We start from the raw sequence: 18,458 nt of genomic DNA on the forward strand, positions 1-18,458 counted from the left end.
GCCTCGTGCGCATCGCCGCCCTCCGTGACGCCCTGCGTGCAGCAGGCCCCTCGCCATTCCTCGGCGGGGATAGCTGGACCGCCAATGCCGACCTGCTGCTACAGCTCGCGCCGCATGCGCGCCGCGTAGAGTCGGTGCCCATGGAGCCCACGTACGGCGTGCGCATGCGCGAAACACGCCGCGTGGCCATGCGGGACGGCCTGGCCGTGCTCAAGTGGGCCTGGGGCGCACGCAGCCGGAAGGCGGTGATTGGGTCGGAGACGGAGAGCAGCAACGAAGGTGGCCGCGGTGAGCGCGGCCAGCGTCGCCGCGAGGAAGGCGGACGTGACGCCCGGCGTGATCGACGCGACGAGCCGGAGCTGTCGGTGGAGCGGCTGCGCGAGAAGGTGCGTGAGCGCGAAGGTACGCGCGGACTCGATGGCGCCCCGCCACCGGAGACACGGCGCGAGCGTCAGCGTTCACGTGAACGGGACAAGGACCGCGAAACTGAAAGCCGTTCGGGTGAGCGTCCCCAGGAGCGGCCGCCCGAACGGAGCGCCGAATCGTCGTCCCGCCGTGAGCGAGGTCACGATCGCAGCAGCGAACGTGACGGCGAGCGCCCGGCCCGTGCGGAGCGGGGTGAACGCTCCTCCCGTCCTGAGCGCCAGGAACGCGCACCGCAGGAACGGGCGCCCCGTGGCCGCAATCGAACCGACGGAGCGGCATCTTCCGACGGCGAAGCGACACCGGCACGGGAAGCTCGCCCGCCCCGTGGACGTGGCGGCGATGAGCAGCCCCCGGCACGTCGCCCGCGGCGGGAAGACGCACGTGAGGAAGCGCCGCGCGCGGCCTTCGATGCGGGACTTGAGCTGGACGATCCGTTTGCTCCCCCGGCGCCGCGGCGTGACCGGTTCGAGCAGGTGCTCGATGGCCGCCCCGAGCGCCCGTTGCACCGCGACAGTGCCTCTGAAGCGTCTGCCTCCGAGTCCGCCTCATGGACTGGGGATACCGAGCCCCGGGTGTCGCGCGACGCCGTGCCCGGGCACTCAGCCGATACCCGTCCGCGAGTCACGCACCCGACCGCGGTCGACGATGATGTTTCGGATGTCGACGACGCGGATGTGGGCGAGGGCGACAACGCCGAAGACGGTGCAGAAGGTGAGGGCCAGCCACGGAAGCGCCGTCGCAATCGCCGCAGCCGTCGTGGCCGCAAGCGGCGCAGCGGCGAGGGCGGCGAAGGCGAGAGCGAGGCGAGTGACTCGGTCGACGCAGATGGCGAAGGCGCATCGGGGGAAACTGCCGGCAGCGAAGACGGAGAAGCGGCCCCCCGCGCGCCGCGCGGCCGCCCACCTCGTCCTCTGGAAGGTGCCCCGGTCGCGCCGCGCGCACAGGGCGACGGTGACGAATCCGGGGACGATTCCGCCGATGAACCGTTGGATGATGCGTCAGAAGAATTCGACGAGGAGTCATCGGCTCGTCCGCGTCGTCGCGGACGACGTGGACGTCGCGGCGGCGCGCGTCGCTCCCGTGGCCGGCGTGATCGCGGCGATGGGGAGTCGGGCGGGGAGAGCGGTGACGCGCAGGATTGAGTGCGGCGCGCTGTTCTTTACCTGACGTGAATTGAACTACGGCGGTGCGAGGCTCAGCCTCGCACCGCCTTTTCAATGCGATCTGCCGTGGCCGGACTCACAATCCGGATCACGAAGTACACGACCGCGCCCACCAGAATGATGCGCACGGCCAGCCAGAGCAGCGCAAACAGCAGCGCCACGAGTGGGCCGAGGAGTCCGAACACGAGCTTGAGGGCTACCAGGCCCACGAGCGCGATGAGTCCAACCGTAAACAGAGTGCGAAACATGAGCGCCTCAGCGCGTAAAGATGTCCGTTTTCATTACGCGCAGCTCGGTCCGGAGGTTTCTTTCCGGCTGCATTTCTGGCTATTTCCCGTTAGGCGGTTACCATGCTGTTTCCCCGGATGATACCGCGGGCTAGCTTCCGCAGTTCACGTCCCGGAGGGTTCAACTGATCCCGCCGGGCCCACACGCTGGCAAGGTATGGCCGAGCAACTCGTTCAGATCATGGGGCGCCACCGGCGCGATCCGCTCCCGGAGCGGAAGCCTAATTGGCTCAAGGTGAAGGCGCCCGGCGGTGAAAACTACATCCGCCTCAAGCACCTCATGCGGGAACTCAACCTGCATTCGGTGTGCGAAGAAGCGCATTGCCCGAACATCGGGGAATGTTGGCAGCACGGCACGGCCACGTTCATGATCCTGGGAAGCGTCTGCACGCGAAACTGCGCCTACTGCGCCGTTTCGCACGGACGTCCCCCCGCCTACGATATCGAAGAACCGGCGCGTGTTGCACAGGCGATCGGTGAGCTCAATCTCCGGCACGCCGTCATCACGTCGGTAGACCGCGACGACCTGCCCGACTTCGGCGCGTACATCTTCGCCGAAACCATCCGGCAGATCCGGCAGCGCCTCCCCGAGTGCTCAGTGGAAGTGCTCGTGCCCGACTTTCAGGGTAACGAGGATTCCATCCGTGCCGTGCTCGAAGCGCGCCCGGACATCTACAACCACAACACCGAAACCGTCCCGCGCCTTTACAAGAAGGCCCGCCCGGGCGGCAAGTATCCGCGTCTCCTCGAGATCTTCCGCATCGCCAAGCGGATCGCGCCCGACATCCCCACCAAGACCGGCATCATCCTCGGACTCGGCGAGACGAACGAAGAAGTCGTGGAAGTCATGAAGGACCTGCGCTCCGTCGACGTCGACATCCTGACGCTCGGTCAGTACCTGCGCCCGTCCGACTCCCACATCGAACTCGACCGCTATGTGAAGCCGGAAGAGTTCCGCTGGTTCTACGAGGTCGGCATGCAGCTGGGCTTCCGCCATGTCGAAAGCGGTCCCCTCGTGCGCTCCAGCTATCACGCATGGGAGCAGGTGCAGGCCGCTTCGCTGGCCTGACACCTCCCACGCGCTCCCTTCCCTTCACGACGGCTTCAACGGATGCCCGCCAAGAAAAAATCGGACACCGCGGTGTCCTCCAAATCGGAGAACGCCGCTTCGGCGTCGCGCCAGGACCAGCGTACGCTGCATCGGGAGTTGCTGTACTCCATGCTGCTGCAGCGCCGGTTCGAGGAGCGCTGCGCCGAGATGTATGCGATTGGTCGCATTGGTGGCTTCTGCCACCTCTATATCGGTCAGGAAGCGGTATCGACCGGTGTGATCGCTCAGCTCCGTCCCGACGATTACATCATCACGACGTATCGTGATCACGGGCAGGCGTTGGCGCGCGGCATGACGCCCAAGGCCGTCATGTCCGAACTCTTCGGCCGCCAGGACGGCTGCGCGAAGGGCAAGGGCGGCTCGATGCACATGTTCGACAAGCAGCTCGGCTTCCTCGGCGGCCACGGTATCGTCGGCGGGCATGTGCCCATCGCGGCCGGTGTGGGCTTCGCCATCAAGTACCGCGGCGGCGACCAGGTCATCGCCTGCTTCATGGGTGAGTCGGTGGTGAACACCGGTGCCTTCCACGAAGCGCTGAACATGGCCGCGCTGTGGAAGCTGCCGTGTGTGTTCATCATCGAGAACAACCGCTACGGCATGGGCACCGCGCTCGAGCGCGCGTCGTCCATTCACGACATCTACAAGCGCGGCGCGTCGTACGACATGCCGCGTGACGTGGTGGACGGCCAGGACGTGCTGGCAGTGCGCAAGGCGATGGCCGAGTCCATCGAGCGCGCCCGCAAGGAAAGCATGCCCACCCTGCTGGAGATCCGCACGTACCGCTTCATGGGCCATTCCATGTCGGACGCGGTGAGCGGCACCTACCGCACGAAGGAAGAGCTCGAGCAGTACCTCAAGCGCGATCCCATCGTGCTGCATCGCCAGCGCATGGAAGATGCCGGAGAAATCACCGCCGAGGAAATCACGGCGATGGACGAAGAGATCAAGAAGATCGTGCAGGAAAGCATCGACTTCGCGGAAGCGAGCCCGGAGTTGCCGCTGGCGGCGCTCATGGAAGACATCCTCGTCGAAACCACGAGCTGAGGGCGCCGACAACCATGGCCATCATTACGTACCGCGAAGCGCTCAACCAGGCGCTGCGTGAAGAGATGCACCGCGACGACCGTGTGTTCCTGATGGGCGAGGAAGTCGCCGTGTATCAGGGCGCGTACAAGGTGTCAAAGGGACTGCTGCAGGAATTCGGAGAGATGCGTGTCGTGGACACGCCAATCACCGAACTCGGATTTGCCGGTGTGGGTGTGGGTGCCGCGATGGCGGGACTGCGCCCGATCATCGAATTCATGACGTGGAACTTCGCGCTGCTCGCCATCGACCAGGTGGTGAACGCGGCCGCGAAGATGCTGTACATGTCGGGCGGCCAGTTCCCGATGCCGATGGTGTTCCGCGGCCCCAATGGCGCGGCGCTGCAGCTGGGCGCGCAGCACTCGCAGGCGTGGGAATCGTGGCTTGCCCACATCCCCGGCCTCAAGGTGGTTGCGCCGGGCACACCGTACGACGCGAAGGGGCTGCTCAAGGCGGCCATTCGCGACGACAACCCGGTGTGTTTCCTCGAAGGCGAAATGCTGTACAACACCAAGGGTGAAGTACCCGAAGAGGAGTATGTCATTCCGCTGGGCAAGGCAGAACTCAAGCGCGAAGGCGAGCACTGCTCGATCATCACGCACGGCAAGATGGTGCTGGTGGCCATGCAGGCCGCCGACCAGCTCGCGAAGGAAGGCATCCGGTGCGACGTGGTCGACCTGCGCACCATCCGCCCGATGGATGTGGACGCGATCACGGAGTCCGTGAAGAAGACCAATCGCGCCGTGGTGCTGGAAGAAGGCTGGGAGATCTGCGGTGTTGGCGCGCAGGTGGTGGACTACGTACAGCGCTATTGCTTTGACGATCTCGATGCGCCCGTCGTGCGCGTGCACCAGGCCGATGCGCCGATGCCGTATACGAAGAGTCTCGAGAAGGCAGCAAAACCCGATCTGCCGAAGACGATCGCGGCGGTCAAACAGGTTCTTTACATCGACTGACCAGGCGACCACATGGCGACCAAAGTGATGATGGAGGCGCTTTCCCCCACGATGGAGGAAGGGCGCCTGGTGAAGTGGGTGAAGAACGTCGGTGACGCCGTGAAGAGCGGCGACACCCTGGCCGAGGTCGAAACCGACAAGGCCATCATGGAGCTCGTCGCGCGTGGGGACGGCGTGCTGCGCGCGCGTCTCGCCGAAGAAGGCACCACCAGCCCCATTGGTGCCGTCATCGGCGTGATTGCGGCCGCAGACGAAGACATCAGCGCGCTCACCAGTGGTGCGGCGGCCCCAGCGGCGGCGGCAGCAGAACCCGCAGCCGCGGCGGCTCCAGCAGCTCTTGCGGCACCAGTGGCCGAGCAGGCAGCAGCTGCACCGACTGCACAGATCGCTCCCGCAGCGGCTTCTGCTGCCCCCGCAGCTCCTGCGGCGGACGCATCGGCCGGTGGCGCCGTGCGCTCGTCACCGCTGGCGCGCCGGCTGGCCGCGGAGCGAGGGCTCAATCTGTCGGCCATCGCGGGCTCCGGCCCGAACGGTCGCGTGATTCGCCGGGATATCGAAGCGGCGGGCACCACGGCTGCCACAGCGTCGGCACCCGCCGCAGCACCGGCAGCCGCGGCACCGAGTGCGTCCACCAAGCCCACCGCGACTGCGGCACCAGCCATCCAGATCGATGGCGAGTACAAGGACGTCGCACTCACGCAGATGCGGAAGACGATCGCCCGTCGCCTCGGCGAATCGATCGGCCCCGTGCCCACGTTCTATCTCACGTCGGAAATCGACATGACGAACGTGGTGAAGCTGCGCGAACAGATGGTGGCCGCTGGTGATGCCTTCAAGGTGTCGATCAATGACATCATCATCAAAGCCGTGGCCGTCGCGCTCACGCGTCATCCCGAGTGCAACGCCCACTGGATGGGTGATCACATCCGCTACTTCTCGGCCGCACACGTTGGCATGGCCGTGGCCACCGACGATGGGCTCATCGTGCCGGTCATCCGCGACGCGCATGTGAAGGGGCTTGGTCAGATCGGGCGTGACGCGCGCGAGCTTGCCAAGAAGGCCCGTGAGCGCAAGCTCACGCCGGCGGAGTACTCGGGTGGCACGTTCTCGGTGTCCAACCTGGGCATGTTCGGGATCGACCAGTTCACGGCAATCATCAATCCGCCCGAAGCGGCCATTCTGGCGGTGGGTTCCACCGAGACCAAGCCGATCTGGGACGGTAACGCCTTCGTACCACGCCAGCGCATGCGCGTGACGATGAGCTGCGATCACCGGATCATTGACGGAGCCGTCGGGGCGCGGTTCCTTCAGACCTTCAAGCAGCTGCTGGAGTCGCCGCTGCTGATGGTCTTCTGACCGACATGCGGGCCGGTCAGCGATTCCCGGTGTATCACGGATTCTGCTGACCGGTCATCCGGTACCGTATCTCGGGACTTCATTTCGCTCTCAGGATGCCACCGATGGTCCCACATCGAACGCCCCGGTTTGCTGCGCATCTGCGCACGATCGGGGCGTTCGTGTCCCGGGCCGGCGCCATGGCCATGCTGGGGATGTTCCTGGTGCTGGCCGTGGCGTGCCACGAACGCTCCATCATCGATCCTGATCAGTTCCCTTCGGCGCTGGCGATCAACATCGAGGGACTGCCCAGTGGTGCCGATGCGGATGTGCGCATCACGGGCCCCAATGGGTTTTCACGCACGCTCACCTCGAGCGATTTCATCTCACCGGTGACTCCCGGTCGGTATTCGCTGCGTATCGGTGACGTGCGAAGTGGCGGCTTCACTTACGCGGCATTACCCGCACAGATCGATACCACGGTGCAGCCCGGAGACACGCTGCGGTATCGGGTGCGACTCGAAGTGGCCACGGGCGCGCTGTCGGTGCAGATCAGCGGATTGCCGGGGGGCGTGCCGGCATCGGTGCGCATCAATGGCAATGGGCTTTCGCGCGTCGCCAACGGCAGTGTCATCTTCGGTGACCTGCCGCCGGGTGTGTATACCGTGAGCGCCGATTCCGTAAACGCTGGGGGAACTGCGTTTCGCGGCACTGCGCCGGCACAGGTGACGATCACCGCATCGCTCACACCAGCGACGCTCGTGGTGTCATACACCAACGTGCTCGGTGTGCTGTTGCTCAACGGCACGGGACTTCCCGCCGGCGCGTCCACGTTGCCTATCGAACAACGCCCGACCGCGCGCCTGCAAGGCCCACTGCAGGTCGATCGGCTGGCCAGCTTCGGTGAACTCGTGGCCGTGCCCGTGGGCAGCTACACGATCGCGCCACAGCCCGTGACGATCGGCACGCGGCTATTCACACCCGCCACGCGCAGCATCACACGCAACATCGGCAGTACCGTCCGCGATACCGTGTCGGTGGCGTATCAGGAAGTCACCACACCCATCAATCTCACCATCGACAATGTCGTGGTGACCCAGGCCGTGCAGCGGGCGGACAATGGTATCCCGCTCATTACCGGACGCGACGCCCTGCTGCGGGCATTCGTCCGTTCGGACCGACGCACGACCCTGCGCCCGATCGCGCGGGCTCGCATCTACGATGGCACCACCGCCATCGCGACGCTGCTGCTCACGCCACCCGATTCCGGTGTGCCCACCGTGCCCATCGATGGGCAACTGGGCACCACCTATCGCACGCGTATTCCGGCGGACCTCGTGCGCGCGCAGCTGCGTGTGTCGGTGGAAGTAGATCCCGACAGCACGCTGGGTGAAGTACAGCGCGGTGACAATTTCTGGCCAACGGGAGGCCAGCCGCGGTCGCTGACAGCCACCACCGTACCGCCATTTGCCGTGCGCTTTGTGCCGGTGTTGCATGGTGGCGCGCTCGGTGACGTCACCAGCGCGGCACAGGAGCGCTATCTCGCCGTCGCGCGCGCACTCTGGCCCATCGTGCAAGTGACCTCCGATGTACGAGCTGCATTCACGTCATCGGCACCGTCACTGCAGCCCACCGATGCCAATGGCGCGTGGAGTGCCCTGCTCAATGAACTGCGTGCGCTCAAGGCACTCGATGGCGCGCCCGCCACGACACACTACTACGGCGTGGTGCATCCGCCCTACAGCGACGGTGTGTTCGGCCTCGCGCTGGTTGGTACGCCGGTCGCAGTCGGATGGGACCGGCGCGATGTCGGCGTGATTGCTGCGCATGAGTGGGGGCACAACTTCGGACGGTTGCATGCGCCCTGCGGTGATGCACCCAATGTCGACGCGAGCTATCCCAACATCGGTGCCGCCATCGGACTGGTGGGCTGGAACAGCGCCTCAGATGCTCTGCAGGGGGCGAGTACTCCCGACATCATGAGCTACTGCTCGCCAGCATGGGTTTCGGAGTACAGCTACACGCGTGCGCTCACGTTTCGGCAGGGCACGACCGCCAGCACCAGTGCGCGTCCGCTCAACGCCAGCGCGCAGGATGGACTGCTGGTGTGGGGGCGTGTGGTGAATGGGCGCCTGATTGTGGAGCCGGGCTTTCATGTGGTCGCCCCCATCACGCCGCCGTCGGTCTCGCCCACGCACATGGCCGAACTGCTCGACAACAACGGACGGGTGCTGGTGCGTTTCCCGCTCGACGCCGAACGCGTGAGCACCGAGTACCCGAATCACTCCGCCAGCGAGGACCGTCAGTTCGCGGTTGTGATTCCCTGGCAGGACGCGTGGGAGGGTACTCTCGACGCCATCCGTGTGCAGGACGTGCGTTCACCCCTCATCGCGGTGGCGCGACATCGCGGAACCGAGCCCAGCATGGCCTTGCTGCTGGATGCACGCACGGGCGCCGCGCAGGGTTTCATCCGCGGCACGAACGTCACGGCAGCGGCACTTCCGGCAACGCGACATGGATCACACGATACGACCGCGCACGCGCGCGTGCTGTGGTCTGATGGGGTACGTACCCGGATGAGCGCAAAAAACTGACGACAGCGTGACGTTCTGTGCGGGAATTGGCGTGCCCGAATGCACGCTCTGCTCGTCCTTCGGCAGACCCGTTCCCAATGCCATGTCGACAGCACTGACTCTTCGCTCCCGTTCATTCGGCTCCCTCGCCCGCCAGCTAACCATTGCTGGCAGTCTCCTGCTCGCCGCCGCGTGTGGTGGTGGTGATGCAGCGGGTGGATCCGGTGGACCGACCACGCCGCCCACGCCCGTCACGCCCGCGCCAGTGCCACCAGGCATCCTGGCCATCATGGCCACAGGGCTTCCGGACGGCGTGCCCCTGCAGGTGAATGTGGTGGGCCCGTATCCGGGCTCCACGTTCTCGCGGACGGCGAGTGGCCCGGCGACATGGACGGATATCCCCTCCGGCCGCTATGCGGTCACCGTGCGCCCGGCGCGCGGCGCGGTGGGTACGTTTGCCGGCGCCCCTGCCACGTTTGATGTGGACGTGCCATCGGGCGCCGCCACGACGGCCACCGGCGTCTATCGTCCCGTGCCGTCGGCCATGTCCGTGAACGTGACTGGATTGCCGAACGGTGCCGCGGCCGCTGTGACCATCACGCCGCCCAACAGCACGCAGATCCCGGTCACGCAGTCGTCCGTGCATGTCGCACCGCAGTTGGGTGCCGGCCAGCTCACGCCCGATGCCTGGCGCCTCGCCACGCAGACCGTCACCATCGACGGCGCGCGCTATTCGGCATCACCCGCCGCGCTCGACACGGTCGTCGCATTCGGCGACACGGCACAAGCGAACGTGCGCTACACCATCGCATCGGGCTCGCTCGCTGTGGTCGTCGCGGGGCTGCCCGCATCCGTGCAGGGCAATGTCCTGATCATCAATCCGGACAACAGCACGCGCACCATTGATCGTACCACGACCGTCACCGGTCTCACACCGGGACGCTATCGTCTGGTGGCGACGTCGGTCTTCCAGCAGCTGGGCCAGCAGCGCACCACCTTCCGCGCTCCCGCCGATACGCTCGACGTGAATGTGGTGGCTTCGCTCGTCGCCGCACCGGCTACTGTCACCTACGTTGCGCAGGTGGGTCGCCTCGTGCTCGATGTGACCGGGTTGCCTGCGCAGGCCGCCGGTGCGATCACGCTCACCGGCAACGGTGTGTCGCGCACGCTCACCACGAGCGGCACCATCGATTCGCTGCCGGTGGGCACGTATGTGCTTGCCGCCACAGCCGTCACGGCTGGCTCGGGCGCCGATCCGGACCGATACGCACCGACAATCACATCGCAGAACATCACGATCGCGACTGGTGCATCGGCCAACGCGTCGGTCGCCTATGCCTTCGCTTCCGGCTCGGTGGCCATCACGCTGCGCGGCCTCCCGGAAGGCGCCGCCGGTGAGGTGACCCTGTCCGGACCGAACGGATTCTCGCGTGTTTTCCGCGCTTCTGGTTCGGCGGCAGGCCTCGTGCCGGGTCGCTACACGCTCGTCGCACGCAGTATCACCGTGGGCAGTCAGGTCTACGGTGTGGTGCCGGCCTCGCGCACGATTGATATCGTCGCGAGTATCACGCCCATCGCGCTGTCACTGCAATACGATGTCATCCCTGTCGTGATCGACGTACCGGTCACGGGTCTGCCGGCCGGTTACAATGCGTCCATCTCGCTCATCGGGCCGGCCGGCGAGCACTACTCCGTGATTGCCACGCAGCACATTGCACCAGTAGCACCGGGACGGTGGCGCCTCTCCGCCAATGCGGTGACGACCCCCACCGGCACCTTCATCCCCACGCCGGCATCGCGCGATACCGTCGCCCAGCCCGGTGACACGCTCGATTTCGGTGTGCGGTATGCCATCAACAGTGGCTCGCTCGCACTGGCCGTGACCGGCCTGCCAGCCGGCGTATCCGGTGCGGTGTCGATCAGTGGCCCGTCCGGCTTCAGCCGCACCGCCACAGCGACCACGACCTTCACCGGTCTTGTGCCGGGTAACTACACGGTCATCGCCACCAACGTCACCGTCAGCGGCACCACCTACAGCGCCTCCCCGACGTCCCAGGCGGTCACCGTCACCGCGTCGAACGTCGCGGCGCCGGCCACCGTGACCTACTCCCAGGGCACGGGCTCCATGAACATCACCGCCACCGGCTTGCCGGCTGGCAGCACGCCCACCTTCCAGCTGACCAACGGCGCCACCAGCCGCACCCAGACCGGCGCGGGCACCGTGACAGGTCTTGCCTCCGGCACATGGACCATCACGGCCGCGGATGTGGTCAGCGGTACCACCACGTACGCGCCAACCCCCACCGCGCGCGCGGTGCCCGTTCCGGTCAATGGCACGGGCTCCGCGTCGTTCGCCTACGCCGCTGGCGGTGGTGGTGGTCCCGGTGGCCTCAACTACCGCATCGCGGGGGCCTACCTCACGCAGGCCATTCAGAAGTTCGATGGCTCGGTGCCACTGGTCGCTGGGCGTGACGCGCTGCTCCGTGTGTTCATCGTCGCCACCGGTACCAACAGTGCACGCCCCGATGTGCGCGTGCGGCTCTACGAGGGCAGCACGCTCATTCAGACCTCCACGATCGCTGCCCCCGAAGCCAGTGTCCGCACGTCAATGGCCGAAGGCACGATGAATTCCACGTGGAACCTGCTGGTGCCGGCGGCCAATGTGCGCCCCACGCTTCGCCTGCAGGTCGATCTCGATCCTTCCGAGGCTGTGCCGGACGCCGATCGCTCGGACAACAGCTGGCCCGCAGGCGGGTCCTCACAGCCCATCACCGTGAACACGGTGCCGCCGTTCGCGGTGCGCTTCATTCCGGTCGTGACCGGCGTCCTCACCGGCAACGTATCGGTGGCCAACAGCCAGCAGTACCTCAGTTCCACGCGCCGCCTATGGCCGCTCAAGGATATCAACTCCGACGTCCGCCTGCCCTTCACGTCCAGCGTGAGCACACTGCAGGCCAACGACGACAACAACGGCTGGCGCACGGTACTCAGTGAGCTCAATGCCCTGCGTGTGGCCGACGGCGCACCTTCCACCATGCACTACTACGGCGTGGTCAAGGTCACCTACAACAGTGGCATCGCAGGCCTCGGCTTCATGCCGGGCCGCTCGGCGATGGGCTGGGACTATCTGCCCAGTGGGGACGAGGTCGCGGCCCACGAGTGGGGCCACAACTTCTCACGCAATCACGCCCCCTGCGGCGTGAGCGGCGATGCGAACTACCCATACCCCAATGGTGTCATCGCCAACTGGGGCTGGAACAGCCTGAACAACACGCTCGTGTCCCCGTCCTACACGGACGTCATGAGCTACTGCAACGACACCTGGATCAGCGACTACAACTGGTCGGCCGTGATGCAGTACCGGAATGGCACGGGCCTGGTCGCCTCAGCGCGCACCGTGGGATCCTCGCCCACCGATGGCTTGCTCATCTGGGGTCGCGTCGTCGATGGAGAGATCCAGCTCGAACCGGCCTTCCGGGTGAATGCCCCGATCACGCCGGTGGCCGCACGCCCGACCCACCGCCTCGACCTGCTCGGTGACGACGGCAGTGCCCTGCTGCAGCTCCCGATCGAGGCCGCCGCCATCGATCACGCCGCGAGCCGCCCTGAACAGCAGTTCGCCGTCGTCGTGCCCTGGTCGGCCGCTCTTGAAGCCCGGCTCTCTGGTGTGCGCGTGACCGACTCACGCCTCCCCACCCGCAGCGCCGTTCGCCGCTCCGACCGTTCACGTGGCCTCGCCAGCGCACAGCCCGCCCCGGGTGCCCGCATCCCCGGAGAGGCGGGGCCGGGCGCCACGCTGAGCCGAGAGGGGCGTCAGGTGCGGGTCAGCTGGAACAACCGCGCATTTGGCATGGCCATGGTACGCGACCAGGCCACCGGCCAGATCCTCGGCTTCGTCCGCCAGTCCGGCGCCGCAGTCGCCACCTCCGGACGCGCCGTCGACGTCGTGTTCAGCGATGGTGTAAGAAGTGAGACGGTCAGATAGCGGAAATCAGATGTCAGTCATCTGACGGATAGAGACGGGTGAGGCACCAGATGTCCTAGATGTCAGAGGACCGAGTGCCTGGGCCAGCGGGGTGCACCACCAACGGGGGTGCACCCCGCTGGCGTCTTCGGGTCCGAGGGATGCCACCGCTGCCGCGGCCGTGGCCGCGCACTCTGATCTCAGCCCCCCCGTCGCACACGAACGGCAGACGACGCCAGTGCTCAGGTCTCTGACCTCTACGAAGGTCTGACCTCTCACCATCTATCTCCGTCGGATCATCTGATTCTCTGACTTCGGATCTCTGATGTCTGTCAGGGTGGGTGCCCGGTGTATGCCTCTCCCGTTCCTGTCGCTAACTTTCGGTGCTGCTATTCACCGTCTTTCCCCGACTTCCATGGCTTTGTTCGACGTCATCGTCCTCGGCGGTGGCCCCGCCGGCTACGTCTGCGCCATCCGCTGCGCCCAACTCGGAATGCAGGTTGCCGTCGTGGAGCGCGAAGCGCTCGGCGGCACCTGCGTGCTCTGGGGCTGCATTCCTGCCAAGTCGCTCCTCGAGAGTGCCGGCCTCGCCCAGAAAATCGGCAAGGCGGCTGAACACGGCATCACCATCGACGGCGTGAAGCTCGACTTCGGTCCGGCCATGAAGCGCTCGCGCTCCGTCAGCCAGCAGAACTCCAAGGGTGTGGAGTTCCTGTTCAAGAAGTACAAGGTCCAGTGGCTGCGTGGCGAAGGCCAGCTCGAGAAGGGCAAGAAGGTCTCCGTCACCATCGACGGAAAGAAGGAAACCCACGATGCGAAGAAGGCCGTGGTCATTGCCACCGGCTCGCGCGTGAAGGGCCTTCCGCAGATCGGCCTCGAACTCGACAAGAACGTCGTGCTCTCGAGCGATGATGTGCTGGTCGCCGAGAAGGCGCCGGCGACGATGGCCGTGGTGGGCGCAGGTGCCGTCGGCGTGGAGTTCGCTGACGTGTTCGCCGCGTTCGGCACCAAGGTCACCATCCTCGAAGTCGCCCCGACCATCCTCCCCATCGAAGACGCCGACTGCAGCGCCGAGCTCGCCAAGGCGTTCAAGAAGCGCAAGATCGAGGTGCTCACGGGCGCCAAGATCTCCAACGTCAAGGTCAGCAAGACCGGCGCCACCATGTCGGTGGAAGCGGGCGGACAGACCCAGGCCCTCGAAGTGGAGAAGGTGCTCGTCGCCGCTGGCCGCGCACCCAACGTCGAAAAGATCGGTCTCGAAGCGGTGGGCATCACGAAGAGCGATCGTGGCTTCGTGAAGATCAACGACAAGTTCGAGACCAACGTGCCGGGCTACTACGCCATCGGCGACGTGGCCGGCAACCAGATGCTCGCCCACAAGGGCCAGCGCGAAGGGCATGTGCTCGCCGACCTGCTTGGCGGTCTGCATGCGCACCCGGTCAATTACAAGAACGTGCCGAGCTGCACGTACTGCCACCCGGAAGTGGCCAGCATCGGCCTCACCGAGCAGGCGTGCAAGGACCAGAAGCTCGACTACAAGGTGGGCAAGTTCCCGTTCAGCGCGAACGGCCGTGCCCGCACCAGCGGCGAGACCGATGGCTTCGTGAAGATCATTCGCGATGCCAAGTACGGTGAGATCCTTGGCGCGCACATTGTTGGTGCGCACGCCACCGAAATGATCCACGAGCTCGTGGTCGCCCGCGAGAACGAGTTCACGGTGGAAGAGATCGACCTCGCCATGCACGCTCATCCCACCCTCAGCGAAGCCATCGGCGAAGCCGTGCTGGATTCGCTGGGCAAGATGCTGCATGCGTGATGACAGCAGTCGCGGGTCGCAGGAGGCGGGTTTGGAGATGAACAGTCAGGTGATGAGTCCCGAGACGCGAGTCACGGAACCCGAAACCCGGCAGGTCACCCCCCAACCCGCCCCCCGCGACCCGCAACTGTTTGTGCTCGACCTGGGCCTCACGCCGTACGACGACGCATGGGCCCTGCAAAAGCGGGCTGCTGCTGCGCGTATCAGCGGGGAATTGCCTGAAGACTTGCTCATTGTGGTGCAGCATCCGCCGGTGGTCACACTCGGACGGAGCACCAAACCCGGCCATCTGCTCGCCACGCCGGAGCGTCTCGAGTCACTCGGTATCGCGCTGCGCGACGTCGAGCGCGGCGGCGACGTGACCATTCACGAGCCCGGTCAGCTCGTCCTGTATCCCATTGTCGATCTCAAGCGGCATCGCAAGGACCTGCATTGGTACCTGCGTCAGATCGAGGAAGGTATCATCCGCGGCCTCGCCACCTTCGGGCTCGAGTGTGGGCGCGTACCGGGGCTCACCGGCGTATGGCGCGGCGAGGATCCGATCGCCCGCCGCAAACTGGCCAGTATCGGGGTGCATGCGCGTGACTGGGTCACGTGGCATGGTGTCGCCCTCAATGTCTGCAATGACCTGAGCACCTTCGACTTTACCGTACCATGTGGCATCGATGGGGTGTCGATGGGTACAGTAGCGCGCGAGTGTGCGTCCGCGGGCTTACCCGTGCCCGACTACGAGGACGTGCAGCATGCCGTCGTGCATGCACTCGCCGACGTCTTCGCACTGGTGCCGAAGGCGTTGTCAGGATGTGATGACGACGCGGAATTGGAACAAGTGTGTGCTGCGTTACATATACGGCACGGGCACACTTCGTAACCTTTACCGCGAAGTACCCGCGTGCTAGCGTGGGCTGTGGCATCACGTTGTTGCAGCGATCGTTGCGTCACAGTGCTGGTTCCTTGTTGGCGATCATTACCCTACACCGCCTTCCAATGCGCCTCTCCTCCCGCCTCGCCCTCCCGCTGCTTGGCGTCCTCGCCATCAGTGCTTGTAAGGACGACAGTCCACCACCCCCGGCCGCCATCGCGGCGGTTACCTCGACGGCACTGACCGGTGTGGTCGGCGAATCCGTCGGCACGGTCACCGTGAAGGTCACGGATGCCGGTGGTGGTGTCGTATCCGGTGTACCGGTCACGTTTGCTGTCACCGATGGCGGCGGCTCCGTCGCCCCGTCCGCCGATACCACCGACAATGCTGGCCTGGCCAGCACGACGTGGCGCCTCGGCAATACGGTCACCGCACAGCGCGTGACCGCTACCGCGCAGGGTGTCACGGGCAACGTCAACTTCACGGCAACCGCCAGTGCTGGAGCACCGGCAACCATCGCCGTGCAGGCTGGTGACAACCAGACGGCTGTGGCCGGTGCCGCAGTGGCCACCGCGCCCTCGGTGGTCTTGCGTGACCGCTTCAACAACCCCGTTCCGGGCGTCTCCGTGTTCTTCACGGTGTCGGCTGGCGGTGGTTCCATCACGGGCTCCGGCGCCACCACCAACGCCAATGGCGTTGCGGCAGTGACCGAATGGCGCCTTGGCCCCTCGGTGGGTGCCAATCGCCTGTCTGCCCTCGCTGTGTACAACGGCGTGACCGGCAACCCGATCACGTTCAATGCGACCGCCACGCAGGGCTCCGCGGCGACCATCACCGCCCAGAACGCCACGACCATCAACGGGACCGTGGGCGCGCTGGTGACCCCGATCCCGCAGGTGCGGGTGACGGACGCTGGCGGCAACCCGGTTTCCGGCGCCTCCATCACCTTCACCGCCTCGACGGGTTCGAACGTGGTCGGCGGAACCAAGACCACCGACGCCAACGGTCTGGCGGCGCCGGACGGCTGGCAGCTGGGCAACGCGGCGCAGAACTACACCCTCACGGCGTCCTCGGGCACCCTGAGCACGGTGGTATTCACCGCCACGGCGCGCGCCGGTGCCATTTCGCAGGTTGCCATCTCGGCCGGCAACAACCAGTCCGCCGTCGTTGGTCGCGCGGTGGCCACGGAGCCGGCGGTGCGCGTCACGGACGCCCAGAACAACCCCATCGCCGGCGTCGAAGTCCTCTTCGAAGTCGTGACGGGTGGCGGCACGGCAGTGGGTCGCCGTCCGGTCACCAACGCCCAGGGTATCGCCACGGTCGGCGGCTGGACGCTTGGCGACGACATCGGCACGAATACGCTGCGCGCTACGGTGCAGGCGACGGGCACCATCACCGGCAACCCCGTGCTGTTCACCGCTACGGCCACGCCTGGTACCCCTGTGTCCATCACCGCCGTGTCCGGCACGAATCAGACGGCCACTGTGGGAACGGCGGTCCCGGTGGCGCCCTCGGTGATTCTGCGCGATAACCGCGGAAATCCCGTCAGTGGGATCACGGTCACCTTCTCCATTGCCAGCGGAAACGGCACGGTACAGGGTGCTACGGCCACGACCACCAGCGGCGGCGTGGCCACGGTGGGCGGCTGGACGCTGGGTGGCACAGCCGGCCAGCAGTCGCTGGTCGCCCGCGCGGCAAACCTGCCCGATGTGGTGTTCACAGCCACGGCCACGGCCGGTGCGGCTTCGGTAGTCCAGGCGGCCAGCACGCAGAACCTGGGCAATGTTCAGGTCGCTACGAACCAGTCGGCCTCGGCGCTACCTTCGGTTCGCGTAACGGATGCCTCGGGTAACCCGATCGCAGGAGCCCAGGTGACGTTCGCGCTGGGCAACAACAACTCCGGCGTCATCTCTGGTGAAGTGCAGACGACCAACGCCAGCGGCGTTGCCACCCTCGGCAGCTGGACTCTGCCGACCACGGTCGGCGTGGCCTCGGTCGTGGCCTCGGTCAACGGGCTGACAGGTGTAACGTTCACGGCGACGATGCTGCCGGGTGCGGCCACCAAGGTGGTGGTGGTCAGCGGCACCCCGGGCTCGGTGAGCTACGCCGCTCAGACCACGCTGGCGGTAAGTGTTCGCCTTCAGGACGCCTTCAACAACAACGTGAGTCAGTCTGGAGTGACCGTGAACTTCGGCACCCCGGCCGGTAGCGGCGCCGCATCGCCTACGTCGGTGACCACGGATGCCTCCGGTGTTGCCGTTACAACCTGGATCTTCGGTAACGCCGGTCTCCCCGTCACACAGACGCTGAACGTGACTGCGGGTGCACTGGCCGGTGCCATCGTACAGGTGACCGTCAACCCGTAGTTCTGAATGGAGGGAGGAGGGTCCCTGAAGGGGGCTTCTCCTTCCCTCGCCACGGACACAAAGCCTCAGAGACAGAGCGGCCCCCATTCACGGTTGAATGGGGGCCGCTTTGTCTTGCCACACATGTGAGTCAGCCGTCTTAGGCGGCCAGCATCAGTGCTTGGTCTGAGCCTCGGCGATCGAATCGAGACGCTCATGTGAGCGGTAGGGATTCGGAATGTTCAGTTCTTCAGCCTTGGAATCGAAGTCCGACCAGCCTTTGGCAATGACCTTACCACCCTCGAGCAGGAGCGGCGTTTCGGTCTTGCGCGTGATCTGGTCCTCGATGCTCCCAGGCGTATCACGGTACCAGATGACCATGTACTGCTTGCCCGCCACCAGGAAGACCTGAGTACGGAAGCCATTGTGCAGACGGAGCGAGTCGCCCGGCTGCATCGGATCGAGAGGCCCCTTGCCGATGACGCCATCCACTTCCTGGAGGGTCATGCCTTCCTTGACCGGCGAGAGCTTCTCCTT

Annotated in this window: 11 protein-coding genes and 1 pseudogene; 10 read left to right on the top strand and 2 right to left on the bottom strand. The window is 65.8% G+C overall.

Annotation, left to right across the window (positions count from 1 at the left end; genetic code table 11):
• A pseudogene (locus VGE27_RS11160) lies at positions 1–1,568 on the top strand (hypothetical protein); the annotation flags it as partial.
• Positions 1,569–1,621: 53 nt separating this feature from the next.
• Here VGE27_RS11160 and VGE27_RS11165 read toward each other — a convergent pair.
• A complete protein-coding gene (locus tag VGE27_RS11165) occupies positions 1,622–1,837 on the bottom strand; it encodes a hypothetical protein (protein WP_331049732.1) in 216 nt (71 codons plus the stop codon).
• 196 nt (positions 1,838–2,033) lie between these two features.
• Here VGE27_RS11165 and lipA point away from each other — a divergent pair, with 196 nt between their 5' ends.
• The 9 genes from lipA (at position 2,034) to VGE27_RS11210 (ending at position 17,942) form a co-directional block, all read left to right on the top strand.
• Positions 2,034–2,945 (top strand): lipoyl synthase, encoded by a 912-nt coding sequence (lipA, locus tag VGE27_RS11170; protein ID WP_331049733.1) that lies wholly within the window; start codon positions 2,034–2,036, stop codon positions 2,943–2,945.
• Positions 2,946–3,017: 72 nt separating this feature from the next.
• Entirely contained in the window at positions 3,018–4,031 is a 1,014-nt protein-coding gene (pdhA, locus tag VGE27_RS11175; RefSeq protein WP_331049734.1) for a pyruvate dehydrogenase (acetyl-transferring) E1 component subunit alpha, read from the top strand.
• Between the two features lie 14 nt (positions 4,032–4,045).
• Complete coding sequence (locus tag VGE27_RS11180; protein ID WP_331049735.1) at positions 4,046–5,026, top strand: pyruvate dehydrogenase complex E1 component subunit beta; 981 nt, start codon at positions 4,046–4,048, stop codon at positions 5,024–5,026.
• Between the two features lie 12 nt (positions 5,027–5,038).
• Positions 5,039–6,382, top strand: a complete 1,344-nt coding sequence (locus tag VGE27_RS11185) for a pyruvate dehydrogenase complex dihydrolipoamide acetyltransferase (RefSeq protein WP_331049736.1) — start codon at positions 5,039–5,041, stop codon at positions 6,380–6,382.
• 104 nt (positions 6,383–6,486) lie between these two features.
• Positions 6,487–8,955, top strand: coding sequence for a hypothetical protein (locus tag VGE27_RS11190; RefSeq protein ID WP_331049737.1), 2,469 nt, complete (start codon positions 6,487–6,489; stop codon positions 8,953–8,955).
• Positions 8,956–9,037: 82 nt separating this feature from the next.
• The gene (locus VGE27_RS11195; RefSeq protein ID WP_331049738.1) at positions 9,038–12,919 is read left to right on the top strand and encodes a hypothetical protein; all 3,882 of its coding nucleotides are present in this window, start codon (positions 9,038–9,040) and stop codon (positions 12,917–12,919) included.
• Positions 12,920–13,313: 394 nt separating this feature from the next.
• Complete coding sequence (lpdA, locus tag VGE27_RS11200; RefSeq protein ID WP_331049739.1) at positions 13,314–14,714, top strand: dihydrolipoyl dehydrogenase; 1,401 nt, start codon at positions 13,314–13,316, stop codon at positions 14,712–14,714.
• A complete protein-coding gene (gene lipB / locus VGE27_RS11205) occupies positions 14,707–15,585 on the top strand; it encodes a lipoyl(octanoyl) transferase LipB (protein ID WP_331049740.1) in 879 nt (292 codons plus the stop codon). Before lpdA ends, lipB begins: the two co-directional genes overlap by 8 nt.
• A 116-nt stretch (positions 15,586–15,701) precedes the next feature.
• On the top strand, positions 15,702–17,942 hold the full coding sequence (locus VGE27_RS11210; protein WP_331049741.1) for a hypothetical protein: 2,241 nt from the start codon (positions 15,702–15,704) through the stop codon (positions 17,940–17,942).
• Positions 17,943–18,095: 153 nt separating this feature from the next.
• On the opposite strand, the gene VGE27_RS11215 is transcribed toward VGE27_RS11210, so the two are convergent.
• The coding region (locus VGE27_RS11215; RefSeq protein ID WP_331049742.1) for a hypothetical protein at positions 18,096–18,458 on the bottom strand (363 nt) is incomplete at its 5' end.

The organism is Gemmatimonas sp., from assembly GCF_036405635.1.
Classification (GTDB): Bacteria; Gemmatimonadota; Gemmatimonadetes; order Gemmatimonadales; family Gemmatimonadaceae; genus Gemmatimonas.